We start from the raw sequence: 26,001 nt of genomic DNA, 5'->3' as shown, positions 1-26,001 counted from the left end.
AAAACCCTTATTGAAATCCTAAGTTAAAGATTTCAATAAGGGTTTTCTTTTATTCAGGAAATAATATCCGATCTAGTTATATCGCTCTGCAACCATTTGAAAATCCTCATCACGCAGATGAACTATCTCCGTAGCCTTTTCATAGTTTGTCGATTTCTTAGAGAAAAAGTCATGCTGAGTCGTATCCCCATTCAAACCGTTTAGCACGATTGGATTAATCTCCTTTACTTCAAACTGCTCCTCAAAACCCAGATTCATTAAAGCTTTATTGGCATTGTAACGAACATATTCTTTCACTTCTGCTGTCAAACCAAGATCTGTATAGATCTCATCTGTATATTTAAGTTCATTTTCATATAACAGAGCAAGAAGCTCATCCATTTCCTGCTTAACTGCTTCTTTATCAGTGATTCGCTTGTATACATCCTGAGCTAGCAGGCCTACAAACACCCCATGGATCGATTCATCCGCCACGATCTTCTTGATAATATCCGCACTGGCTACCATTTGTCCTTGTCCGCATAACCACAACGGCATGAAGAACCCACTATAAAACAGAAAAGACTCCAGGAAAACCGAAGCAACAAGCGCCATAAACAATTCCCTGTCCGTTACCGTTTCCTTATCCAGCGCCCTATAGTACCCGTCAATAGTCGAAGCTTTCAGTTGCAATTTCTTATTCTCCTGCACCCATTTAAAAAGCTCATTAATTTCAGGCGTACTCGTTACCGTGGTAAAGATGGTGGAATATGACTTGGCATGGATCGCTTCCATCATGCACATAAAAGAAAGTACCGCCTTATTCTGCAGAGAATCAATGTGATCCAGAATCTTAGGCATCCCGGTATGACTTTGCAGCGTATCCAGCAAGGTTAAACCACCCAAGGCCTTTTTGTAAACCTCCTGTACAGCCGGCTCCAAACTCTTCCAGCTATCTATATCTTTAGAAGGAATATACTCTGTATCTACCCAAAACTGACGGATATTCTGTTCCCAAAACAGATTCGCATAATCATTATCAGGTGTATTCCAGTTTACTGCTGTATATTGTTTCATACTATTTTTTTTTAAACCCAAATTAAACCCCACAAGCCACACACTCATCAACCCCTACCTTACGTGTACGGGTATAGTACAACGACTTCAGCCCCAACTTATGTGCATAGATATAATACACAGCCAAATCCCGTGTATTATCCTTTGTATTGGTATGTAAGATGGTAGAGATCCCCTGATCTACATGACGTTGAATCACAGAGATGAGTCGCAACACCTTCTTTTGATCCATATCGTATGCCGACTTATAAAAGAAGAAATTATCATTAGTCAGGTAAGGCATTGGGTAATACGTCGTACTATCCCCATACTCACGCACCTCAATAATATCGACCACAGGCATTACCGAAGCCGTAGAATTCATGATATAGGAAGTAGACTGGTTAGGTGCAATTGCCATGCGATAAGCATGATACAAACCAAATTCCGCAACCAATGCCTTTAGTGAGGCCCATTCTTCTTTCCCCGGAATAAAGATCCCTTCAAATAAATCCAATACCTTGGCACCAACAGGTTTAATATCATCAGCGATATAAGCATCAAAATAAACACCTGAAGCATAATCAGAACGTTCAAACCCTTTAAAAGTCTGCTTCCTTTCCCTTGCAATTTCCATCGAGCGCTCAATCGAATAATAATTGACCATCATGAAAAACACATTGCTAAACTCAAGCGCTTCATCACTTTCATACATGATAAAGTTTTTAGCCAGGAAAGCATGTAAGTTCATCGCACCCAAACCCACACTATGCAATTCCTCATTCGCCTTGCGGATCGAAGGAACCATCTCAATATTTGTAATATCCGAAACCACAGTAAGGGAAGTCATAGCCGTTTTTACCGCCTCCTTAATGCGTTTGTTTTCCATCACAGTAACAATATTCAGCGATCCCAGGTTACAGGAAATCCCATAACGGATGGTATCCTCTTTGCCATAACCAGCAATATCTGATACCTCAGAGATCTGCATGATCTCGGTACACAGATTAGAAAACTTGACACTTCCCAATCCTTTTAGTGGATGGTTTTTATTCGCATTCCCTTTAAAGAAAATATACGGATATCCGCTTTCCTTTTGCGTATGCGCAATCTTCACCAATAAGTGACGGGCATTCACCTTTTTCTTCTTCACTTTCGGATTGGTAATCAGCTCCTCATACATCGCATCCATATCCATCTCATCCAGATATTTGCCGTACTCCAGATAAACCGTATGCGGATAAAACAAATAACACGCTTCATCCTGCTCTGCAAGCTCCATGAACTTATCCGGAATGATCACCCCGATAGACAGTGACTTAATCCGCACCTTCTCATCCACATTAATCTTTTTACAATCCAGGAATTCCTCAATATCCGTATGGAAAATATTCAGATATACGGCACCAGCACCGGGACGCTGACCAAGCTGATTAGCATACGAAAAAGTGTCCTCCAGAATCTTCATTATTGGAAGCACTCCACCTGAACGGTTCTCCATGCCTTTAATCGATTCCCCACGACTGCGCACCTTTGACATATTAAAAGAAACCCCGCCACCAATGGAAGATAACTTCATAGCAGAGTCTATCGCATAACCAATTCCGTTCAAATTATCCCCTACCTCATCCAGAAAGCAAGACACCAATTCACCCGAGCGCTTTTTACCCGAGTTCAAGAAAGTAGGCGTAGCAGGCTGATACTCCTGGTTAATCAACATAGTAGCCTGCGCTAAAGCCTCCTTAAGATCTCCACGGGATAAAAACAAAGCAACAGCCACTACCCGATCCTCATAACGTTCCAAAAACTTTTCACCCGAATCATCCCGCAAAGCATAACTCTGAAAAAACTTAAATGCACTCATAAAGGACGGAAACCTGAACTTACGCGCATATACCAGGTCATATACCTGTTTCATTTCCTCAAAAGTATACGACTCATAAAAGTTGATGTAGTAGTCGTTCTCAATCAGGTAATCGAGCTTCTCTTTCAGCGTATAAAAGAATACCGTATTCTTATTTACATAATCCAGAAAATAGGATCTTACAGCCTCTTTGTCTTTGTGCAAACTGTATTCATCATCCTGCTTCCTCATAATCTCATTATTGAGCAGGATCCATTTTTTAGCAATCATGTAGTTGTTCTAAAAGTTCTATAAAATTGTTGACGTCTCTCTTAGTGCCCGAAAGTTCAAACTTCAGTGACACCGGAATCTGATATTTAAGGGATACCAGATCCGCAGCACGCGCAAAGTTCTGTCCCCAGTTCCTGTTTCCACTCGAGGAAACGGTCCTGATGCTTTTCGCATGAGCATTTAAAAATTGACTTGTAGTTTCCGGAACTTCCCCTATCCGTGTAGTAAAAGTAACCAGGTGACCCGGATGATTGACTTGCAGATCAGGACCTATTTTTTTAAGATTCCAATCCCTTAGTCCCCTCAGCTTTTCCATAAACCGTTCCACATTACCGGTCTTAGAATCATAATAAATCCACATTGGTCTTATACCGCAAGCGCTTTTTGCAACTCATCAGGTTTAAAGCCAATGATCCGATGCAAAACCTCATCCTGGTAAGTAACGATAACTGTAGGCACAGACCGCACCTTATATTTCATTGCAATTTCGGGCTTATCAAAAGCATTTACCTTTTCATATTCAACCCCTTTTAAATCAAGATACTCGGATACCATATTGCATGGGGCGCAGTCATCCTTCTCAAATTTAATAATTCTTCTCCTAGTCATACTGATCTCTTATTTAATGTAAATTCGGAGGATGAATATTTGCATCGATGTAATACACACAATTTCACATCCGGACCACAAATCTGCAATATGATCAGTTAATTATTAAGATTAGTTATAGACATGCTGTGGATAACTAGGATATATTTGACGCGGCTCTTACAATTAATATTTACTTGCCTTTGATGAGTCCCTTAATAAAAGATCCAGCCTTGCTCACTGTACTCATTCTACCTGCTAAAGCCTCGATCAAATTCCCATCCGTTTTGTCAATATCCGTTCTGTCAATACCCAGTTCTAACTGTTTAGGAAACAACATAATTAAACTGTAGTTATTAAAGTATTGATGCAGATAATAAGGAAGTTTATCCAGTTGTTTAATATAAGATACATGTCCCTTTCTGGACGATATAATGAGGAATAAATCATTCTGCTTCAACTCACGACTCAGGATAAGAAAGTCATCCCAATTTTCAAAAAGCTGATACGATTTATTAACAGAAATCTTGTTAGGTTGATCAACACTTTTTAAAGTGTCAATAGTTGTTTGATTTGCATAAAACACCAATGGCAAAGCAGCCTCCCTAGCAATAGTATCTATTTTCTCGATCCAATGCATAAAGCCAGGTTCTAGTTCTGCCTTTGCAGGAACAACCGCCACAATTCTTTTCAAGGTATTAATAGGCTGCAAAGGTCTGTAGATATAAATCGTTTCATTCGTTCTTTGCAGAATATTGCCAGCTACAGGACCAAAAAATTGAAGCTGTGAACTATTCCGATGCAAGCCTATCAATAAATCAGTGATGCCATGTTCCTTTATCGTATACGTAATCGCATTACTTATATTTACATCAAAGCGGGTTAAGGGTATCAATGTATTTTCAGATGCAGAAGCATGACGGATAGCAGTATCCATCATTTTTTTACCGGCCACCTGTACACTATCCGAACTATTTTCATCACTCACAATATGAAGAGCATAAACAGGAATAGCACTTTTTCGAGGTTTTAGAATCAGTCCCAAATCAATCAGATCCTTAACCGTTTCCGGATAAGCCATAGAAATAAGGATTTTCTGATGCGAATCCACCTCTTTGTCTATCACACTCTCTTCTTCCAGCGCAAGTGTTTGAGAGGCCTTTTCCACTACAAAAGAACTAATCGCGCAACTAATCAGGATCAGCAGGATTGTGCCATTCAACACATCCTCATTCAAGAGACGAATGGGTTCACCATTAGCAGTTTCCCCAATAATAATATTGTAACCCACCAGAATAATTGCCAAAGTAGCCGCAGCATGAGAAGTACTCAAACCAAAAAGCATTCTACCTTCAGTGGCCGACAGGTTAAATAGCTTCTGAGAGATCCATGCAGCAAAATATTTAGTACATACCGCAACTAATACAATTACACCAGCAACTTTTAAAGCACCAGTGCCATTAAACAACACGGTTACATCCACCAGCATCCCTACACCAATTAAAAAGAAAGGAATAAATAAGGCATTTCCTACAAAATCGATCCTATTCATTAAAGGAGACGAACGTGGCACAAACTGATTCAATACTAATCCAGAGAAAAAGGCACCTATAATAGCTTCGATACCAGCCGCTTCAGCCAGAAAAGAAGACAAGAATACAATAGCCAGAACAAAAATATATTGCGAAATATTATCCTCAAACCGTTTAAAAAACCAACGTATAATAGGAGGAAAAACAAAAAAAACGACGCAAACGAAAGCAATGCAGGAGCCGCCTAGCTGAACCCAAAAGGAGGACGAAACATCACCCTTAGTCACTCCAGCTATGGCAGCAAGAATTAACAGGGCAAGAATATCCGTAATCATGGTTCCTCCAATGGCTAAGGTCACAGATAGATTTTTTGCAACCCCATACCGACTGGCTATTGGATAAGAGATCAAGGTATGAGTAGAAAACATACTAGCAAGCAAAATGGATGACAACAACCCATACCCAAGCACATAATAGCTGGCAAGGGACCCTACACATAAAGGCAGCAGAAATGTGGTTAATCCAAATACAACAATCTTACTCCGGTTTTTCATAAACTCGGTCATGTCAATTTCCAAACCAGCAAGAAACATAATATAAAGCAACCCCACAGTACCAAAAAGAACAATACTGCTATCTCTGGTTAATAAATTAAGCCCATAAGGGCCAACAATCACCCCGGCAATAATTAGTCCGATGATATGCGGAACCTTGATTTTATTAAAGAGTATAGGGGCAAAAAGTATAATAAACAGTACCAAAGAAAAAATCATAACAGGATTTTTTAATGGCAATGAAAATTCAAGATTAGACAATAGTAACATATACATATTTCGCTATCAAAAAGGCTTAAATTATTTTGACAATTCCAGTGCATAAATGATCTTACAATCACTTGCACGGATTATCTCGCGGCTACCCATTAGTTTCCCGCTTGTATTTTGTTGAAGCCTGACCAGCATTCTTGTTGACGCATCAGCTTGATCCACACTGGGGCGGGCGGCAAGCTCAATCGCTCTTGATGTAGAGATGCCAGAATATACACGCACCAACTTTCCCCTTACCGTTGCCTTAACTAATAAAACATTGTTTTGATAAGCAATTTCCCATTGCTCATTCTTCGTGTCACCAATAGCAGAACCAGGACAACTTGCTTCTATACAGGTCATTCTGGCATACCAAGTGCCTACTAACGCTTCAATATGAATCGCAGTATCCGCAGGATTAATTTGCGTACTATCCAATCGTTTCACACGATCAGTTAATTCCTGCTCCTTGATCTGCAATGTTTTTTCTTTCAGAATCAGCTGCTGCTCTTTTTGAGCGAGTTCTATCTCCTTTTTACGTAAAAGCTGCTCTTTCTTTTTATCGTAACAACCCGAAAAAAGAAATAAAATGAGGAGTAAAAAGTATATACTTTTATTCATGGACAGGGGTTATATTAAAGTAAAGGTATATAAAGATGATGGGAATAGGAACTAAAGGGTCATACTGACGATTGCTTCGCTTTAAAATTTCAATTAGATGTGCTTCTTTTCTTCTCTTCTTCTGCACCTGAAACTTTCTTTACCGGCTTTGACTGACTCTTCCCGAATCGATAACTTAAATTTAATCTAACAATTCTAGTGTCATTTTTAACCTTCCATGTATCATTAATAGTTGAGGTAGTAATAGTTGAGGCATAACCTTGAGATCTGAGCGCATCGTTAACGTTAACACTTATCGAACCTTTATTATTTAAAATTGACCGTTTTAATCCAAAACTCAGGTTATACGTAGGTTCATAATTATATGCCCCATCTTGATAATTAGGGATGTATAAGAATCCAAGGTCTGCAGAATACCTGGAACTAAGCGTTAAAGTATGACTGCTATTCATATAAGTCGACGGGCCTTTGGGGTTAGCTATGACAAGGCCATCCGTCTTACCTTTGAATGTTGGATAGAAAACAATTAGATTATTATTGGTAAACCAAAAAGAGTTTATTTTTTTTGAATACGAAAGATCAAAGTTGAGCGTAGTAGAACTCTTAATGTTGATTGGCTGAGAAACTGTGACAAATTCCCCTGGGTCTGCAAATACCCAATTCGTCATAAAATTACTGATATGACGGTAACTAACAGTCATAAAGAGGGCATTCAAATAGGAATAACCTATCTCCATATTATAGGAATCTTGAGGACGTAGAAAACTATTACCCTGTAGATAGGTCGTTGTATTGATAAATCTACGTAGTGGATTTAAGCTTGAATAAGCAGGCCTGTCAATACGACGAGAAAGATTTAAAGTAAATTGGTGGTTTTTATTTACTTTATAAGTAACTAAAGCTGAGGGAAATAATTGAAAGTAATTCCTTTTTAAAATTTCATTACTAATTATTTCTTCCCCTTTGCCATTGGTATTCTCTGCACGTATCCCCAATTGAACATCCATTTTACTTATGGTTTTCTTTATATTCACATATCCCGCATTAATAATCTCCGTATAATTGAAGTTATTGCTCAAGGCATCGTCTTTAACAGCACCTTGTGTAAGCATCTCAAAATATCTGCTATCAGTTTTCGAGGAAACGCGGCTTGATTTAAAACCTGTCTCAAAAATAAATTTGTTCTTAATTGGAAGAACGTAGTCACCTTTTATTGAAAATAACGAAAGTTCCCTATCCTGATTAAGTAAAATATTTGTATTCACATCCGGCAACCCAGATTGAATTTGATTATTAAAGATGTTCTGGTCTGCATCTGTATTATAACTTAAAAGATCAATATCCAGAGAAAGTTCTTGTCCCGTAGTGTCCACCTGTTGTACCAGATGAGCATTCGAAGAGTAATTAGCGAGTACGTCCTCTGAGATATTTAAAAAAGTAAAGGCAGTGTTATTCAGGTTTTGAGAATTAAGCTGTGAATTTGAATTTGATTTATTATTAAAGGTCTGCAATTCCCCATTCCCTGAGATTGTAAGGGTAGTTTTAGGCGTCAGGTAAATATCAACGCCTATTGATGGTGTGTGCGTTTTATAAGTTCTGATATGATTATTCTGAGAAGCCAGGCTTGACTGTAGACTTCCAGCGCTTATAAAGTTAGTCGTGGCAAGAGAGCTCCTGAAACCTTTGTTATACATATAGTTTTCAGAAACAGATAGATTGATGACATCATTTTTAAAATTAACTGCTCCACCCCCACTACTTTTACTATACCTCCCTTGACTGAACCCACCGTTTATAGTTCCGTTAAGTCCATTTTTCTTTCCTTTCTTTCTGACAATATTAATGATACCACCACTGCCCGCAGCTTCATACTTAGCTGAAGGTTTAGGAATAAGTTCAACTTTTTGGATATTCGATGATGCCAAACCCGTTAAGAAGTTAGTCAATTCCTGTCCTGATAGTCTGGTTGAACGCCCATCTATATACACATTTACTTGTGGGTTCCCGTTTAAAATAATTTGACCGTCCGGACCTATTATTATTCCAGGAAGCTTTTCCATGACTTCCAGCATCGAAGCACCCTCACTTAAAATACTATTCTGAATATTAATTGTAGTCCGGTCAGCAGTACGCTCAATAAATGGTGTCTGAGCGGTTATACTGACCTGCTGTAGTTCTGTTGCTTTAGAAGCTACTAATACCAGATCTGGAATATTTACCTCATGCTTAGACTCTGATACAATAATTGTATTTGTTATTAATTGATGATACCCTAAAACCTGTGCTGATATCAAATAACTGCCATTTTGCACAGGTTTAAAAGTAAATGCACCATCAACACTGCTCAACATAATTTTTACTACAGAGGAATCTGCAGCATTTTTCAAAACAATGGTGCCATAATCAATTGGTGCCCCTTGTTGATTCACTATCCTCCCGGATATAGATCCATCATGCAGAGCTATTCCTGCAAACAGGTTGGTACAACCAGCAAAACTAAAAAATGTCCAAGCGTAAAAATAAATATTCAGACCGGAAAGCTGTTTACTAAAAAAGATACCTGATGACAAAGGATTAGCGAATTGAAAGAAATACTTCAAAATGGACATATTACATAGCTTAGAATAATTTCACTGATTCATCTACAGAATCGACTATACTCCCTAAATTTTTATCCATTGAGCTTAAAGATTGATAAGGTATTAGCACAATTAATTATACTGGTTAATAGTTATTTCATTTGGTTAAGGTAATCAAATATTTAAATCAATAGTTAACATTATTTATTAATAGAAGTAAATCAAATGAAAGATCTCCTTCTTATTGATATTACCCAAAATCGATACTCAGGTAACTATTTCGTTGTATCAAGCAATTCAGTAATCTCGATTAAAAGACGATTAAGATCACTTTTGATAATATCCCAGATAATCTGATCGTCCAAACCAAAATATTCATGAACAAGAAAATTTCTAAAATCTTTTAAATTTTTCCATTCTACTTCAGGATGCAGATCGCGATAATCTTTCGGAAATTTAGAGGAGGCTTCTCCAATAATAGTAAAATTGTAATTTACGGCATGTTTAACCTGTAAATTTAATGAGAATGTTTCAAAGTCTATCTCTTTTGTAAACAAGAGAATATTATTGATAGCGTCAAATATATCCATTAGCAATAAAGAAACATTTCTTTCATACATGGATTAAATTCTTTTCAATATATGGTAAATAATGAGGCTTAATACCTTTTCTCGGAACAAGATCTACCTTTACATTGAAAGCATCTTCTAATTCATGATACAACGTAAAAAATTTCATTCCTATGCTTCCATTAAAGTCTATAAGAATATCAATATCACTATCGGCGTGATTATCACCACGCGCATAGGAGCCAAAAAGAGCCAATTCACTTATTGGATATTTATTTAAAAGCTCAGGTTTAATTTTCTTTAGCTTATTAATAATGAATTCTTTTGTTAACATTTAAGTAGTATTAACTTATTCTTAATCTAATAGATCCTGTTGGTTTAAAAATACTAAATATATCACAAAGTATTCAAATGATAATTGTACCGACATTGCCTGGTTGTTACAAACTTATATTTCTTTCATCTAATCCATAAAGCTTCCATCGCAACGCCTTTTTCTTGCTTTCCCATCCTTCTTTAGTGTGCTCCTCCATTTGGCTGATCTGCAAATAAATCTGCAGATGATACTGTAATCAAGGCAACTAATAAGATCCTTTTCATTAGTGATATTTAGGTCTAGATAAAAGTAAATATTTTTTTTACTAAATCGTAATCTTCAAAAAAGATGGTAGCATTCCAAGACTTAGTAAGAGAATTTATCTTGTCACAGAGGTTAAAAATTGTTAAACTATTGTAATGCAAACCATTAAGACTTAAATTAGATAAATACCAAGCTTAAGTAATATGAAGAATCTAGCATTTATTTCCTTTCTTTTAGCAACGATATTTAGAGTCACGGCAAGTGCACAAGATATGAATCAGTTTCTACGTTAGGTTCTTCCATCCTTCAGATGAAGCGCAGCAAGTAGACTGGAACAATTTGCTATTTATGGCACGAAAGAAGTATTAACCGCTAGAAACGATCAGGAGTTAATTAAGACCTTAAAATATCTTTTTGTCACTTTAGCACCTTCATTAACACTTAGTTCATCCAAGACTAACATAACACTCCAACCTCTATCTATTTACCAGGCAGATATTCGATGTCTTTTTCAGGGTCATTAGTGACTAATAATGATGGAAGCAAACACCATCTAATTGGAATTTCAACTGATATAAAAGTGAAACGAAAAACTGAAGGCATTAAACAACAAAAAGATCAGGTTTTCGAAACGGCATCAATTGATGCAATAAAATGATTAGAATAAAATAAGATTAGAAATACTCACCTAATAATCTAAACATTTCAATAGTATTAACACACTGTATACCAAATTGTAAGCAAACATCTGGAATTTTCACTTTGTTTTTTCTATTAGGTTCACTTATTTCATGGGTTACTATCTTCCCTCCATTAGCTAATGCGTAAGCAATAAGCCAGGCGTCAGCTTCATTTGCATCTAAAAATTCATTTAAAGCCACTAAATTATAACGAGTTGATTGTGAATGAGCCCAATTTGAAACAACAATATATTCCTTAATGATATGGTCTGTATCTTTGAAGAAGTTATTTGGCAAATTTGCTTCACACCATAAAGTCAAAACATCTTTATTTAAATGTATCTCATCTTTTACTTTATCAATAGAAACGATTTTTCCTTTTTCAGCCAATTCCTTAACTTTTAGCCAAAAACCCGGGACAACATCCATTGGGTAGTGCATTCTATAAGCCTGAATAAAGAAGTTGCTGTCTACAACGAAAGGATTTGCCATTAAGCTAGAAAAGATGGTTAGTAACAAATTTTTGATAGGTATCACCCTTCAACCCCGTAATCTTGTAAGCATCACGGTATAAAAGCTTATTCTGCTTAACAGCTTGATCAACGTATGTAGCAAAACTCACACTTATTCGTTTTCTAGCAGTTGCATAAAAATCACCTCCACTTCCTTGACTTTCTTTTTTAAGTCGCAGGCCTTCAATGTATTGGTTATAAAACTGAAAGAATTCTGCTTTAGTAATCTTATTTAAATCTAAGGCCCTTCTCGCAATTACAATTGGACTAACTTTAAAATATCTTGCAACTTTTACAATATCAGGTTTTTCAACCCACAATCTATTAAAAGAACTTGCTGGTACTAAAAACTCAGCAGCGATATGATCACATAATTTCTCAATTGGATCATTAGCCGGTAATAGATTTTGATTATCAAATCCAGCACTTTTACCTAGCCAGATATGAGCAAGTTCATGAATAATGGTAAACAATTGAGCCGCTTTAGCATCGGCAGCATTCACAAACATGAAGGGAACCATTTCATTAACCAATACAAAACCTCTACATTCTTCAACTGGAATTACTCGCTGTGTATTATTCTCAACTACACCATTGAAATTAATCATGATACCTAGATCTTCAATTTTCTTAATGATGAAACTTAGAGTTTCTTCATAAGTTGAAAAAGCGCTAGCCCATTCAGCATCTACATTTAAGGTTTTTCTGATATCATCTACAATAACCTCAAATTTCGCCTTATAATCATACTTACTTACAAAAGAAAGCGGGTCTTCATTGTTCTCAAGTAAATAGTCAGAAAGCCAGTCTTGCCTGCGTTGTAATATCAAAATGGTATCGTAAACATTTAAACTAACCTGGTTAGTTTGGTTATTGCCTGTTCTGAAAAATGGAAAAGCAATTTGTTCTTTAGGAGGTTCCTGAAGAAATAAATAACCAAATGGAATATGAACACGCTTTGCAAAATCCTCTAATTGCTTAACCGTTGGATTCTTATCCTTTTCAATCCACTTTTTAACATTTGGGAACTTATCTAAATAATCTCCCACAACATAACCTGCCCGAGCAATTGCCCAAGTAAGCATCGTTGGATTAACATTTATTTCAGTTCCCATTTTACAAATATAAATATAATTGATTTTGAAATTAGCGGATAGTTATATCACTTGTAAATAGAGCTAACGTCCTATCTTGTATTAGCGCAATTGCATGAAAATATATCTTTCTCACGCGCTCTTCATATTGAATTATTTTTAACAAATTGAATTTCCTTAATAGCCCTATTCAGCCCCTTCCACACCATCGTTTTACCATCAGGACTCATCTCCATACTATAAACTTCCGCTAACAGGCTTAAGTTACCAAGATAATCTTCTTCAATTGTAGAGGGATGAGAACCAACTGGAAATCTATATTCAAAAAGGGCAAACGCTTGTGGTCCTATTTTTTTTAAAATACGTTCTCCGCTTGACCTCATTGTAAATCCAACAGGAAATATTTTATTTCTGAATTTTAGCACTCCTGTTATATCATTGTTTTCATTGTAATACTGCTGCGAATAATTATCTACACCTGTAAGTTCTAAAACTGCCAAATCATTTAAAATGGTGTCTTTATAAATCCCTATTTCCGTTGTAAATGGAGCAAAAGCCTTCACCTTAATCTCTTTCATATTCCATGTGCCTAAAAAATTAGGTCTGATGCTATCCATTAGCTTTATTGACTCTTCATTATAATCAAGTTCGTCTATCGCTAACACTACATCTTCCTTCTTTTTACAAGCTAATAACGTCAGGCAAGAAACGAAAACTAAAATAATTATTCTTCTCATAGCTATTTAAGGTTAGGCTATCAATTAAATGGATAATTTAAAAACAAGCATAAAGATACAATATCAAAAATTTCTACCTTAATACCTAAAAGATTGTTGTGTAACATATCTTATACTTAAACATTTTGATTCTGAAACAAGAACTCCATTATTTGCTTGATATCTCGCCATAAAAAAGGGAATGAAGTAATCCAGCCATTATCATCAATTTCAATTATGCAAAGTAAAGAGGTAACGCACTTATGAGCAACCCATCAAGGTGGTTCACGATTTTTATCTATCTAATTGTAATTAATGATTGATCATTCTTTTAAGAGCAAGCGAATAGCCTAAATGAATTGCATCATGTATAGGAACATAATTAATAGCATCCTTAACATTTTCCAACTTCAAGCCAAATTGAAGCAATTTAGGTTTAAAGGCTTCAAATAGGTCATTGCGTAAATCAATCTCTGTACGATCAATTGTGCTTAGGAGATTGCTCTTCATAACCTCAAGCTCATCGCTGTTTATGAAATTTTCAGGCTTAGTTCCATTTCTATAATTGGAGATCTGCTGACTCTCAATAAGAGGTGTATTACCCGTGAATTCATAACAGATAATTTGTTGACTTGCAATAATATGGCCTAAATTCCAGATAATATTATTTTTAAATCCTGCAGGAATCTCATTAAGTGATTCAATACTTAAATCTGAAATAAGTTTTAGGAAGTTTTCCCTGGTAATTTTAATGGTATAAAACGTTTTTTCCATGTGCTAATTTTTCATTGGTGTAAAGGTTTTTTTTAGGCGATTTTGCCATATGTTATTTTCACACTCAATGTTACTCATTATACTTTAAGATTTTTTATAGAAAACTTTTTTTCTTATAGAAAAATCATCAATCTTCTCTTTTAAGTTTCCGTTTTTAACAGCTTTAATAACCTGCTTAGTTACCTGATTATTCAGTCCGAGCATCAGCAGATTGCCTTTGTAAAACATCTCTTTGATTTTCTCTTCTCTGCCTGAATAATCGGATGGTTGCATATCAACTTCTTTTAAAGGGTAATCTGACGGCTTTTCGGATTGAAATGCACCGATTATCGCACAGGGACTGAATGCTACACTATTTAGCAGGATGCTTTCATTGGTTTGGCTAACTGAGGAATAGAGCATTAACGACATACTAACTAGTGCTAAACAATCTTCTGGAACCTTTTCTGTAAATGTGATTACTTGTTCTTCGATAGTTTGATATCCGTCAATGTCGAGATCCTGAAAGCCCAAGTTTTCATAATACTCTTCCCTGAAGTTAAAGGCAACCAGCATTAGCCTTATGCGATGTTTCATATAGGCTCCGCTTGCGTTTTTAGGCCTTTTAATCCCTGTTTTGGTGTCCAAAGATCCCAAAGTAACACTCATCAAACCCGCTTCACTTTGACTTACCGAATGGCTCATCTGCAGTACTTTAGCCAGTTTACTGTTGGCATTAAAATCCAATCCCTTTAAAAAAGAAAGGTCCCCATCATGCAAATCCCTCTTTCCCTTCTCTCCTGTCACATTGTTCAAGATCGACCGGTAAACAAGTTGAGTACTCCTATAGGCTGCAGTCCCGTCCTTAAAAAAATATGCCGGTTTAAATGCCGTCCGGATAACTGCGGCGGAAGAACTCGAAAGGCCAAACTCAGTAGCACTCCTTTTAGTTTTTTCGGTTTGTTTAAACGCCTTTGCTTTACCCTGGATGATGTTCTTTCCCCGGTACTCCCGGTAAATCACCGAACCTGCGGTTCCATGTACCATTCCTTTTTTATCTATAGTTGCCATACGGTTATGTTATTTTCATAAAGTAACCGCTAAAGATTATTAAGAACGAAAAAAAGAGTAAATCTTCTCAAATCTTCCATAATACGACATAAATTACCTGTATATGTTATTCTTAGCAAAATTCCACTAATAAAAAACCGGTTTAAGTCCGACTTAAACTAGCTGCAATCGGACGTATATGGGATGCATTTCCGAATTTTATTAGAACCATTTACTACCAATAAGAAATAAAACCACCGTTTAAGTAACGATAGCTCAATTTACAGATAGCATCAAATTTTTATAACTTCTTAAAATGCCCAATCGCCGGCCCTACCCGTTCAAAGCCATGTGCTTTCCGCATTTCATCCTGCTCCTTTTCCGACATTTTCGCCAACTTACCTTCACTTACCGCTATAAAAAACTCTTCCATTTTACCAGCTGGCTGAAACGTCATAATCATCTTAGCACTACCTTCATTCATTTTAGAAAAAGCATGAGGCACTCCCCTGGGCCCAAATACACTATCCCCCGCCTTGGCTGTATACATTTGGTCGCCAACTTTAATTAAAAATTCACCTTCCAGAATATACCACCATTCGTCCTGAGTATAATGATAATGCAAAGATGGTCCGCCTTTCTTTTCCCGGGTTGATTCAAACATATACAGATCACCATCGGTGTCTTTTGAGGAGATCTTCGTGTAAAAAGTATCCCCTTCTAATAAAGTTATTGGTTTGACAAACCGGTCATTCCCTTTATCGACTTTAAATCCTTTATTGTTTCTTGTTAGATAAGAACGTTTAGCCGTACTAGAAAATGGAACAGTCAAAAATGCAGCAGCGGAAATAAAGAGCCGAAGAAATGAATTACGTTTCATAAATTTCAGTTTAGATTTTTCAAATCGAAGTGTCAACTACTTAAATTTAAAAATTTGTTTTTGAATCCCAAAGACGCTAATGTATTCCTTATTAATTTATGTAAATTTCCAATCTAAACTATCATTCAAAAACTAAATGAGTAACTGGTTAATTGAAACAGAATTGGAGGGTGACTTAGTTAAACTAATTCCCCTTCAAAGAAAACATAGAGATGAACTTGTAAAAGCTGCGGCTGATGGGGAGCTCTGGAAACTCTGGTTTACTTCAATACCTTCTGAAAAGACAATTGATGCTTACCTGGATTATGCCTTAACTGAATATAAAAATGACAGAGCATTACCCTTTGTCGTTGTAGACAAGACTACCAATCAAGTAATTGGTACCACCCGATTTTGTAATGCTAATTCACATGACAAAAGATTGGAAGTGGGGTTTACATGGTACGCTAAAAGAGTTCAAAGGACAGGGGTAAATACAGAATGCAAGTATTTATTGCTCAGCCATGCCTTTGAAAATCTAAAATGTATCGCTGTAGAATTAAGAACACATTGGCATAACCGCGCATCACGAAATGCAATTGCTCGTTTAGGGGCAAAGCAGGACGGCGTATTGCGAAACCACCAGATAGATGCCGACGGCGCCATCCGTGATACAGTGGTATTTTCTATTCTGCGGGAAGAATGGCTTGTGGTTAAAAAATCGCTCAAATTTAAAATGGGTCAGTATTAACGCTTACTGACCCAAAAGTTCTTTCTACCAGATCTTTACTCTCTTATTCGGTGCCAACCACAACGAATCCCCTTTTTTAATATGGAAAGCCTCATAAAATTCCGGCACATCAGAGAAAGGTCCGTTTACTCTTAAAAATGCAGGTGAATGCACATCTGTCATGATTTGGTTAGCCAGGTTTTCATCCCTGGTATGGTACAGCCAACCCAATGAATAGCCAAGGAAAAACCGCTGTGTAGGACTCAGACCATTGATCTTTTTATTCTCTTTATACTGATCAGTTTTCTTAAAAGCATCTAATCCCAGCACTATTCCTCCCAAGTCTGCTATGTTTTCCCCTAGTGTAGCTTCTCCATTTACATGCAGACTGTCCAGTACTTTATAACTGCTGAACTGCTGCGAAAGCATCTTGGCCTTCTTCGTAAATTTTACTGAATCCTGAGCGGTCCACCATGATTTAAGATTTCCCTTATCGTCATATTGTCTCCCCTGATCATCAAAGCCATGTGTAATTTCATGTCCGATAGTAGAAGCAGCAGCATAACCATATATTACAGCATCGTCCACATTTTCGTCTTTTACCGTTGGAATCAAGAAGATAGCTGCTGGAAGGGTGATTTCATTATTGGAGGGACTATAATTAGCATTATAGGTTTGTGGTGCCATATTCCATTCTGTATGATCCACTGGTTTACCTATCTTTTTAATTTGGTGTGCATAAGCCCAGATATTAGCCCGCATTACATTGCCGGCATAACTCTTGCGATCGATCGTTAATTTACTGTAGTCCTTCCACTTCTCTGGATAGCCTACTTTAGATCGCATGCTGGACAACTTAGCCAAGGCCTTTTTCTTTGTTTCGGGACTCATCCAGTCAAGTTTTTCAATATGCTCTTTATAGGTATCGCGGATCGCTTCAACCAGGTCTTCATATCGTTTCCTGGTTTTTTCGGGGAAGTAGTCCTTCACAAATAGCTGACCTAAAAGTTCATCCAATAGGTCATTTTCAGTAGTTAACACACTCTTCCAGCGTGGCAATTGTTCGGGTACTCCCCTCAGCACGGTTTGATAGAACCGGAAATCTTCTTTTTCGGCCGATTTATTCAGATAGGGTGCAAAGGAAGAGATCAGATGCCAGTGCAGGTAAGCTTTCCAATCTTCCAAAGGAAACTTTTTAAGGGCTGTATTTACGGCCTTATAATATTCTGGTTGCCCAATGATTACTGAATCTGCATTTTTAATCTCAAGATTTTTTAGGACTAATGCCCAATCAAGACCTGGAGTTAGTTTATTTAAATTTACGGTAGCTATTTTGTTGTAGTTTTTATAGGGATCGCGCAGTGCTTCCAGCTTTCGGGAGTTTGCCGCAAGATAGGCTTCAATGGCGAACACTTTTTTGGCTGCAATACCGGCTTGCTGTATGTTCAACCCTGAATGTCTAAGCATAGCGGGCAGGTGTTTTCCCTGGTAGTCTTTGCGAATAGTTGTGGTTCGTTTATCTGTTTTGAAATAATAATCGCGTTCGGGTAATCCTAATCCGGTTTGATAGAACTGAAGAACCATTTTTTCACTGTTCTTATCATCTTGTGCCACATACATGCCGAATAGACTACTTGCCCCTATCTTATTAAAATAAGCGGATGTGCTGATGACATCATTGATACTTTTGATCTGATCTATCCGGGCAAGTTGTTGTTTAAGTGGTTCCAGACCTTGTTTTTCGATATTGAGCGTATCCATTCCCGAGAAGTAAAAATCGCCAATCTTTTGCTGGTCGCTTCCTACTGCTGCCTGTGCGTTCATGGCATCGGTACTGATTTTTTTGAGTTTATCGCGAATTTCCTCTACAATCTGGTTTCCTATTCCCCAGGATGAATATGCAGCAGGGATCGGGTTGTTTTTGATCCAGGTGCCATTGGCGTATTTAAAAAAGTTTGCGCCCGGACTGACGGTTGAATCTATATTCTTATAAACCTGATCGTGTTGCTCGTAGTTTTTGGTTTGATCTTTACAGGAAAGTAGCGCCAGAAATAAAATAAAAAGTAATGGTAATGTGTGTTTGGAGGCTTTTATCATGATTCTGAATAGATGGTGTAATTATATGATTTCATTCTGATTATATCAAAAAAAAACATGTTAATTAACCTGGTTTTAATCGTTATTTGATTGAGAATCAATTGCTAATTACCTCTTTATGCTATTAAACAGTTAATTAGTGTTACCTTCATAACGATTTGCACACACATGACATTAAGTAATATTGAAATAATTTACAATAACCAGCCAACACCAAGCATAATTCTGAATACAGATTTTCCATATTTTACTATTGCATCAGCTAATACGTCTTTTCTGGAAACATTGCAATTGGAAAGGCAGGATATCGTAGGAAGGGGTCTTTTTGAAGCTTTTCCGGTAAATCCTGAACATAGGGATTTAGGGAGAAAAGATATTCTGGAAGCGATAGAATATGTACTGCAATTTAAAAAAGCACACCAAATAAAAAAACATCAGTATGACTTACCTATTATGGGATCGGACCAATTGGAGGTTCATTATTGGAAAATAGATACTTATCCTTTATTAAATAATGCTGGAGAAATCCTTTATATTATTCAAAGTTCTACTGATATTACATCCTTTTATGTAGAAGTTGAAGAGAAATTAAAAGCCAAACATGCCTCCCTGTTGTCAAATGACCTGGAGCGGCTTGAAAAGGAAGTGCTTCAATTAAACTCAGAAAAAGATGCTTCGAGTACTGAGGTATTACTTCTATACATCCGCGGCATTGAAGCGCTTTACCCAGAAATGCAATGCTCCATTTTGCAGATTAAAAATCATCGGGTGTACAATTGGGCATCGCCCTCATTACCTAAGCTTTATATCCAGGCAATTGAAGGTTTGGAAATTGGAGATCATGCTGGCTCCTGCGGTACAGCGGCTTTTACAAAAAAGCAGGTAATCGTAAGTGATATTGCTAATGATCCTATTTGGGCAAATTATCGTGATATCGCTTTAGAATATGGATTTAAAGCATGCTGGTCTCACCCGATCATCTCATCGGAGGGTGAGGTAATGGCTACTTTTGCCATGTATTACCAGAAAGTTAAAACGCCAGATGTACATGAATTAAATATAATTGAGCGGGCAACTTCGTTACTCAAAGTGATTCTTGAAAATAAGCAATATGCCCAAGCATTAAAGGAAACGACTCTTTTAATGAGCCAAGGTCAGGAACTAGCGCAATTTGGTAACTGGTCCTGGGATGTTCAAAGTAATGTAGTCAGCTGGTCGGATGCTTTATATGCGATATGCGGATTACGAAAAGAAGATGTTGAATTAACCTCTGAGAGTTATCAGGACATCTTGCATCCTGATGATAAAGAAAGGGTAAATATCGCTCTTGGACGGCTTTTCGAAACAAAAGTTAGTATAGAATTGGAAGAACGGATCATTCGTCCTGATGGGGAAGTTAGATATTTTAAATCATGGAAATCAATTCAATGTGATGAGCATGGAACCCCAATTAAATTATTTGGTGCCTCCCTTGATGTCACAGATAGTAAAAAAATACAGAAAGATTTATTAGCCAGTGAATCGCGATTAAGAAGTTTATTAGATACTCAAACTAATTATGTGGTTCGCCTCACTTTAGATGGTCGATATACCTATTATAACAATAAATATAAAGAAGATTTTGGCTGGATTTACCCAAGCGTAAACTTCTTAGGCGCTTATAGTACGTCTTCGGTCTCTTCAAATGACCTGGACCGAATTACGGAAGCTTCAAAAAAATGCCTGGATCAACCAAATAAAGTATTTCAGGTTGAAATAAATAAACCTGCTAAAGACGGTGGTATTAAATCGTCAATTTGGCATTTAATTGCTTTAACTGATTCAAATGATGTACCGGTAGAATTTCAATGTATCGGGATAGATAATACAGATTTGAAGCAGGCTGAGAATGCTTTAAGGATAAATAATGAACGGCATACCTATGTGAATATGGCTACCCAAGATGCTATATATGACTGGGATCTGGAAAAGAATCATATCCAATGGGGCGATGCATTTTATAGGGTATTTGGATATCCAGCTTCTGAAGAATTATTTTCTATAGAAAAATGGGCAGCTTTGGTTCATGAAGAAGATGTTGAAATTACGAACAAAAGTTTAAATGACACTCTAAACGATTCAACTCTAACCAATTGGAATTTGGAATATCGGATTAAAAAAGAAAATGGAGATTTTGCACATGTAGAAGAAAACGGTTATATCTTGAGGAATGCTGAAGGTAAGGCAGTAAGGATGATTGGTGTACTGAGAGATATTACCGAAAGCAAAATGGCTAAATGTGACCTTGAGGCTGCTAAAAACAGATACAGGGATATTTTTCATTTGAGTCCGCAACCCATGTTCGTTTACGAATTAGGTTCATTAATGATTCTTGATGTGAATAGTGCCTTTATTGAACATTATGGTTATAGTCGTGAAGAGCTTCTTGCTATGACCATCAGAAAGTTGCGTACTCTTGAAGATGTTGAAACACTAAACAAGATCTTACTTAATGAAGTAAAGCCAGGCTTTTCTCATACCAGTTTATCGCGACATATGAAGAAGTCCGGAGAGCTCATTTATGTCCTCACAAAGGGAAATTCAATTAACTATGACGGTAAAGCGGCCAGAATAGTGATTGCAGTGGATACTACGGATAAATTGAAAGCCGAACAAGACTTGATCGCCAGTGAACGCCGCTTTAAAACCTTGATTCAGGATGGTTCTGATTTAATTTCCATCCTGGATACTGATGGTAATTATTTGTATGTGAGTCCTAATGCGGAGCGCATAATGGATTTCGCTTATACGCTTACCGGAAATAATGCTTTTGATTTTATATTCGAAGAAGACAGGGCTCTGGTAATGCAGGAATTTGCGTTGTTAGGTAATCAAAAACGAATTGAACTTTCCCCTTTTCGCTTTACAAACGGAGAGCGGGAGGTTCGTTGGCTGCAAACTATAGTTACCGATATGCGTGATGATCCGGCTATTGAAGGAATTGTAGTCAATGCCAGGGATGTCACTCAACGGATGCAACAGGAATTAAAAATCAAGGAACACCTGGAACGTTATAATATTGTATCAAAGGCAACAAGCGACACGATATGGGATACAAATTTATTAACAGGTGAGGTGAGATGGAACCAGGGTATTGATGCTATTTTTGGATACAAAGAGGTATCTGGTCATCAATGGTGGGAAGATCATGTTCATCCTGATGACTTACAACGGATTCTTGATACTGTTGCTCATAATAAGAAACATTTGACTTCCCGATGGACCAATGAGTACCGTTTTCGATGTGCGGATGGAACGTATAAGTTTGTTCTGGATCGTGGTTTTATGATGTTCAATGATTCAGGACAGGCAACAAGAATGATCGGAGCCATGCTGGATATTACAGAAAGAGTCAATTATATTCAAACCATTGAAAAGAAAAATATTCGTCTTCGGGAAATAGCATGGACACAAGCTCATCTGGTGAGGGCTCCGCTGGCAAGAATTATGGGCCTGATGAATCTACTAAACGACCATGATAATGATGAAAATAATGCTGATTTATTTAACTACCTCAACATTTCAGTTCATGAACTGGATGAAATTGTAAGGGACGTTATTGACAAAAGCCAGGTTTAATGTAGTGTTCTATAAGGCTACCGTGTGGGGTGTCCAGCTCCAATCTGTTTGCGCCACTCCACTCAGGTTATTGATCTCTGAAAATGCAGGACTTCCAACAGAGTCATTCTCACTGCCTGCACTACGGAATAGGAAAATACTAATTTTAACAGACCAGAATCATTCAACTGATACCGATTTACTGTACCGTCTAATTCGTTTACACCAAATACATCATGACCATTTGGATCAAATACTAATTGCCGCGGACCTGCATCTTTTTTAACGTGAACAGCAGAAGGCTGTTTAGGCGTCACCGTTCCCGTTTTTTCATTGAAGCGATATTGTAGAATCACATCATCACCCAAATTTGGAACAAACAGATACCGATTAGAAGGTCGGTTAATATGGCATGGGCATTTTTGCCTGTAGGAATAACCTCCAGAGGAGTGGAATCAATCAGTCCACAGGAACGAATGGCGTTCACTGAAATTTTGTTGCCGAAATAAGAAGCTCCAAATAAATAATGCCCGGTAAGATCCGTTAAGATATTGGCCATGTTATCAGCTAATGGAACGGTGTTGATCAATTCCAGCTTACCCGTATGGGGATCAATGGCAAAACTACTTACAGCATAAGGGTTTGAACGTAAAGAGGCATAGAGGGTTTTGTGGTCCGGACTGATCGCTATAGGCATAAATTTTCAACTCATAAAACAAAGTAACCAGGTATCAATTTAAAAATATTTCTTTTTTCAGAGGTAGCACATATAATTAATTTTCATACCTTTGCACTTTATTCCTAGAGAGTTAAGCATATCGCATGACGTTTGCCTTTTTTCCTTCATAGGCAATAATTACCAAAAACGAATTCATGAAGAAAATTGTAGATTTTAGAAAGCTGTTAAGCGTTAATGAAAATACTGAGTTAAAGGAGTTAAAGACCATTTACAGGAACGTGATGAAAGATTGTCATCCTGATAAAATTCTTGATAATCCTGAGGCTAAAATTGAAGCAGAAGCAAAGAGCAAAGAAATTATCGAAGCTTACCACTTTTTAGTAAGTATCGCTCCTGAAACAAAAGAAGCAAATCTGGAAGGATATAATCTGACTACCAGTGCTAGTGGTATCACTGATTTTGAATACAAAGCACAGACTTTAAAAATCACTTTCACAGACGGAAGTGCATACGAATATTTTGATGTTCCAAAGAACACGTATACAAAATTAGTAAACTCTGATTCTCCGGGTCGTTTTGCCCGCAGACATATCTTTACCGAGTTTGTATACCGTAACATAACTAAGCTTGCAACAGCTTAACCTGAATTCTTTACAGGAGTTTGTTTAGGTTCCCAATTCATCATCAGGATTTGAAATGTCTACATTTAAAATCCCAATGAATCAACAAACAAAATTTATCTGGGCAGATCACCTACGCGTAGCAGCTACTATAGCAGTTATTACCGTTCATGTTTCTGCCTCCATACTACCTTTATACAAACAAATTCCCGATCTCACCTGGTGGATCGGGAATTTGTTTGATAGTATCTCCCGGTTTTGTGTTCCTATATTCGTCATGTTATCCGGTGCTCTACTCCTACCCAAAGATACCGCCCTACCCGATTTTTTTAAGAAAAGACTTTCCCGATTAATCTACCCTTTCTTATTCTGGTGTACTGTTTATATCGTAAATTATTTTCTATTTCATACAAAAAACATTCAAACTTTATCTGCAAATGAACTTTACACCCAACTGGTTCATCAGATAAAAAATCAAGAAATATCTTATCATTTTTGGTATATCTACATGATAATCGGATTGTATCTGATTATACCCATTATGGGAATATGGATCCGAAAAGCCAGTGAATCAGCACTGTTATATATTCTTGGTATCTGGTTTGTAGGATTATTACTCCTGGAAAACCTAGGAAATGGAGTCGAGATTTATAATTTCATAAGATATAGTGGATACCTCGTATTAGGATATTACTTATCTAAAAAAGAATTTCGCTTTAAAACATCCCGGGTTGCTCTTATACTGATTGTTACAGGCATCTTAGTAACAATTTTAGGTACTTATCTAATAACAGTTTATCAAGGGAAATTCAACCCTTTTTTTTATGGAAATACCACTCCCAATATAGTCCTTTTTGCCTCAGGAGTTTTTCTATATTTTAAATCTCTTAAATTCAACCCTGATAAAAAAAGCCACATTAGCACTTTCATTAACCGTTATAGTTATGGAATCTATCTTGTTCATGTACTGGTATTAACACATCTTAAATTCAGTTGGCGCACTATTCATCCCCTATTGGGAATTCCATTGACGGTTATAAGCTGCCTGTTGATTTCAGCACTGATTATTTATGTGATCAATAAGATACCTGGTGGAAAATATATTTCAGGTTAGTCCTTCTACAATTTCCCTGGAATATCTTCCATAAACCGCTCAGTCATTCAGCAATACAAAGTATTAGTAGAAATTCTTTTAATCAGCCAGTTCCAAGCTTTCCCATGTTTCTTTGCGGTAGAAAGAAAAAGATAGCCAGGCCATGAAAGTCATGATTACCACAGCAATCCAAATAGCCCATTCCCATCTGGCAGTATAATAATGCAAAAAACCAAATAGCATAGGCACAAGCATTACACCAAAGGTTTTAAAGATCTTCCCACCCTTTTTAATATTGACAGGTTGCGAAAAAGGCAATCCCTTTACTTGAAAAAGGGCAACCAAAATTCCAAAAACAATCCCTACCATAAATGCCAGGAGCAAATCATTGATCACCTTAGGTCCCCAGAGTACCCCACTTAAAACCGAAACCACAGCAAAGTAAGGCAGATAAAATTTAATGATCACTGCTTTGAACATACCAGCCAATATTTTTCCCGGCTGCTGCTGTGGAGTGGTAAAATAGATCCACGATGCCTTATACTTCTCTGTCATGCTTACATGTTGCATCACGGTAGTCAATATCAGACTCGTTAAATAAAGTGCTAAAATATACTTGTCACCCGCCATGAGTTGATCCCAGCGTTCAGATAAGCTTCCTTTCACATTGATAAAACCGAAATACACAAAATACACCGGTACAAAGGCAAAAGAAGGATATACTTTCACCTTAAAGTCCCTGTAACGGGAGGATAATAACCAGGTGATTTTAAAACCTGCATTTTCGATAGGATCTGGTGCAATTCTTTTAGCAATAGCGTTCATTAAACCTTTGGATGCCCCTTGTCCTTCCGACGAAATAGCGGTGCCTTCCTCCCCACTGCTACTGATCGCTGAAAGCTTTTGATTGAACCCTGGCGCCAGTACTTTTACCACGAAAATTAAAGATACAATAGGTGCTACGAGCGCCAGTACACTATAAAACACCGTTAAAGAGGTGGCGGATCTAAAATGCATGGCAAGTTCATGTAAAGAAGCGATCCAAACGGGAGGTAAAATACCTAGAAAAGGGTAATT

Annotated in this window: 23 protein-coding genes; 4 read left to right on the top strand and 19 right to left on the bottom strand. The window is 37.1% G+C overall.

The window, feature by feature from the left end:
* Positions 1-72: 72 nt before the first annotated feature.
* From nrdF to ADIARSV_RS02155, 15 genes are all read right to left on the bottom strand, one after another.
* Entirely contained in the window at positions 73-1,056 is a 984-nt protein-coding gene (gene nrdF / locus ADIARSV_RS02225) for a class 1b ribonucleoside-diphosphate reductase subunit beta (RefSeq protein ID WP_016193719.1), read from the bottom strand.
* Between the two features lie 22 nt (positions 1,057-1,078).
* Positions 1,079-3,169: a class 1b ribonucleoside-diphosphate reductase subunit alpha gene (gene nrdE / locus ADIARSV_RS02220; protein WP_016193718.1), complete on the bottom strand. Its 2,091-nt coding sequence runs from the start codon at positions 3,167-3,169 to the stop codon at positions 1,079-1,081.
* Positions 3,159-3,530, bottom strand: coding sequence for a class Ib ribonucleoside-diphosphate reductase assembly flavoprotein NrdI (gene nrdI / locus ADIARSV_RS02215; RefSeq protein ID WP_016193717.1), 372 nt, complete (start codon positions 3,528-3,530; stop codon positions 3,159-3,161). Before nrdI ends, nrdE begins: the two co-directional genes overlap by 11 nt.
* A 5-nt stretch (positions 3,531-3,535) precedes the next feature.
* Positions 3,536-3,778 (bottom strand): glutaredoxin domain-containing protein, encoded by a 243-nt coding sequence (locus ADIARSV_RS02210; RefSeq protein ID WP_040298811.1) that lies wholly within the window; start codon positions 3,776-3,778, stop codon positions 3,536-3,538.
* A gap of 172 nt (positions 3,779-3,950) precedes the next feature.
* Positions 3,951-6,062: a cation:proton antiporter gene (locus ADIARSV_RS02205; RefSeq protein ID WP_016193715.1), complete on the bottom strand. Its 2,112-nt coding sequence runs from the start codon at positions 6,060-6,062 to the stop codon at positions 3,951-3,953.
* Between the two features lie 81 nt (positions 6,063-6,143).
* The gene (locus ADIARSV_RS02200) at positions 6,144-6,716 is read right to left on the bottom strand and encodes a hypothetical protein (RefSeq protein ID WP_016193714.1); all 573 of its coding nucleotides are present in this window, start codon (positions 6,714-6,716) and stop codon (positions 6,144-6,146) included.
* An 89-nt stretch (positions 6,717-6,805) separates the two neighbouring features.
* Positions 6,806-9,325: an outer membrane beta-barrel family protein gene (locus ADIARSV_RS02195; RefSeq protein ID WP_016193713.1), complete on the bottom strand. Its 2,520-nt coding sequence runs from the start codon at positions 9,323-9,325 to the stop codon at positions 6,806-6,808.
* A gap of 245 nt (positions 9,326-9,570) precedes the next feature.
* Entirely contained in the window at positions 9,571-9,915 is a 345-nt protein-coding gene (locus ADIARSV_RS02190; protein WP_040298807.1) for a HepT-like ribonuclease domain-containing protein, read from the bottom strand.
* Complete coding sequence (locus ADIARSV_RS02185) at positions 9,908-10,198, bottom strand: nucleotidyltransferase family protein (RefSeq protein ID WP_016193711.1); 291 nt, start codon at positions 10,196-10,198, stop codon at positions 9,908-9,910. Before ADIARSV_RS02185 ends, ADIARSV_RS02190 begins: the two co-directional genes overlap by 8 nt.
* A 920-nt stretch (positions 10,199-11,118) precedes the next feature.
* Complete coding sequence (locus ADIARSV_RS02180) at positions 11,119-11,616, bottom strand: DUF4411 family protein (protein ID WP_040298806.1); 498 nt, start codon at positions 11,614-11,616, stop codon at positions 11,119-11,121.
* A gap of 4 nt (positions 11,617-11,620) precedes the next feature.
* Positions 11,621-12,751 carry an ImmA/IrrE family metallo-endopeptidase gene (locus tag ADIARSV_RS02175; protein WP_016193708.1) on the bottom strand — a complete coding sequence of 377 codons (1,131 nt, stop codon included), beginning with the start codon at positions 12,749-12,751 and terminating at the stop codon, positions 11,621-11,623.
* Between the two features lie 122 nt (positions 12,752-12,873).
* Positions 12,874-13,467 carry a hypothetical protein gene (locus tag ADIARSV_RS02170; RefSeq protein WP_016193707.1) on the bottom strand — a complete coding sequence of 198 codons (594 nt, stop codon included), beginning with the start codon at positions 13,465-13,467 and terminating at the stop codon, positions 12,874-12,876.
* A gap of 291 nt (positions 13,468-13,758) precedes the next feature.
* Positions 13,759-14,220, bottom strand: a complete 462-nt coding sequence (locus tag ADIARSV_RS02165; protein WP_016193706.1) for a DinB family protein — start codon at positions 14,218-14,220, stop codon at positions 13,759-13,761.
* A gap of 84 nt (positions 14,221-14,304) precedes the next feature.
* Entirely contained in the window at positions 14,305-15,270 is a 966-nt protein-coding gene (locus ADIARSV_RS02160) for a hypothetical protein (protein WP_016193705.1), read from the bottom strand.
* A 280-nt stretch (positions 15,271-15,550) separates the two neighbouring features.
* The gene (locus tag ADIARSV_RS02155; protein WP_016193704.1) at positions 15,551-16,129 is read right to left on the bottom strand and encodes a cupin domain-containing protein; all 579 of its coding nucleotides are present in this window, start codon (positions 16,127-16,129) and stop codon (positions 15,551-15,553) included.
* Positions 16,130-16,265: 136 nt separating this feature from the next.
* On the opposite strand from ADIARSV_RS02155, the gene ADIARSV_RS02150 reads away from it, so the two are divergent.
* Positions 16,266-16,859: a GNAT family N-acetyltransferase gene (locus ADIARSV_RS02150; RefSeq protein ID WP_016193703.1), complete on the top strand. Its 594-nt coding sequence runs from the start codon at positions 16,266-16,268 to the stop codon at positions 16,857-16,859.
* A gap of 24 nt (positions 16,860-16,883) precedes the next feature.
* On the opposite strand, the gene ADIARSV_RS02145 is transcribed toward ADIARSV_RS02150, so the two are convergent.
* The gene (locus ADIARSV_RS02145; protein WP_016193702.1) at positions 16,884-18,935 is read right to left on the bottom strand and encodes a M13 family metallopeptidase; all 2,052 of its coding nucleotides are present in this window, start codon (positions 18,933-18,935) and stop codon (positions 16,884-16,886) included.
* 168 nt (positions 18,936-19,103) lie between these two features.
* On the opposite strand from ADIARSV_RS02145, the gene ADIARSV_RS02140 reads away from it, so the two are divergent.
* Positions 19,104-22,553 (top strand): PAS domain-containing protein, encoded by a 3,450-nt coding sequence (locus tag ADIARSV_RS02140; RefSeq protein WP_016193701.1) that lies wholly within the window; start codon positions 19,104-19,106, stop codon positions 22,551-22,553.
* A gap of 62 nt (positions 22,554-22,615) precedes the next feature.
* On the opposite strand, the gene ADIARSV_RS22770 is transcribed toward ADIARSV_RS02140, so the two are convergent.
* Together ADIARSV_RS22770 and ADIARSV_RS22765 are read right to left on the bottom strand one after the other, a co-directional pair.
* Positions 22,616-22,888: a beta-propeller fold lactonase family protein gene (locus tag ADIARSV_RS22770; RefSeq protein ID WP_262482218.1), complete on the bottom strand. Its 273-nt coding sequence runs from the start codon at positions 22,886-22,888 to the stop codon at positions 22,616-22,618.
* Positions 22,885-23,229 carry a lactonase family protein gene (locus ADIARSV_RS22765; RefSeq protein ID WP_016193699.1) on the bottom strand — a complete coding sequence of 115 codons (345 nt, stop codon included), beginning with the start codon at positions 23,227-23,229 and terminating at the stop codon, positions 22,885-22,887. Before ADIARSV_RS22765 ends, ADIARSV_RS22770 begins: the two co-directional genes overlap by 4 nt.
* 176 nt (positions 23,230-23,405) lie before the next feature.
* Between ADIARSV_RS22765 and ADIARSV_RS02130 the strand changes: the two genes are divergently transcribed.
* Together ADIARSV_RS02130 and ADIARSV_RS02125 are read left to right on the top strand one after the other, a co-directional pair.
* Positions 23,406-23,852 carry a KTSC domain-containing protein gene (locus ADIARSV_RS02130; protein WP_016193698.1) on the top strand — a complete coding sequence of 149 codons (447 nt, stop codon included), beginning with the start codon at positions 23,406-23,408 and terminating at the stop codon, positions 23,850-23,852.
* Between the two features lie 76 nt (positions 23,853-23,928).
* Positions 23,929-24,945, top strand: a complete 1,017-nt coding sequence (locus tag ADIARSV_RS02125; protein ID WP_016193697.1) for an acyltransferase — start codon at positions 23,929-23,931, stop codon at positions 24,943-24,945.
* A gap of 78 nt (positions 24,946-25,023) precedes the next feature.
* Here ADIARSV_RS02125 and ADIARSV_RS02120 read toward each other — a convergent pair.
* On the bottom strand, positions 25,024-26,001 hold a 978-nt coding region (locus ADIARSV_RS02120), incomplete at its 5' end, for a hypothetical protein (protein WP_040298804.1).

It is taken from the genome of Arcticibacter svalbardensis MN12-7, assembly GCF_000403135.1.
Classification (GTDB): domain Bacteria; phylum Bacteroidota; class Bacteroidia; order Sphingobacteriales; family Sphingobacteriaceae; genus Arcticibacter; species Arcticibacter svalbardensis.
The sequence above is the reverse complement of the archived record's forward strand: the minus strand, read 5'-3'. Positions and strand labels throughout refer to the sequence as shown.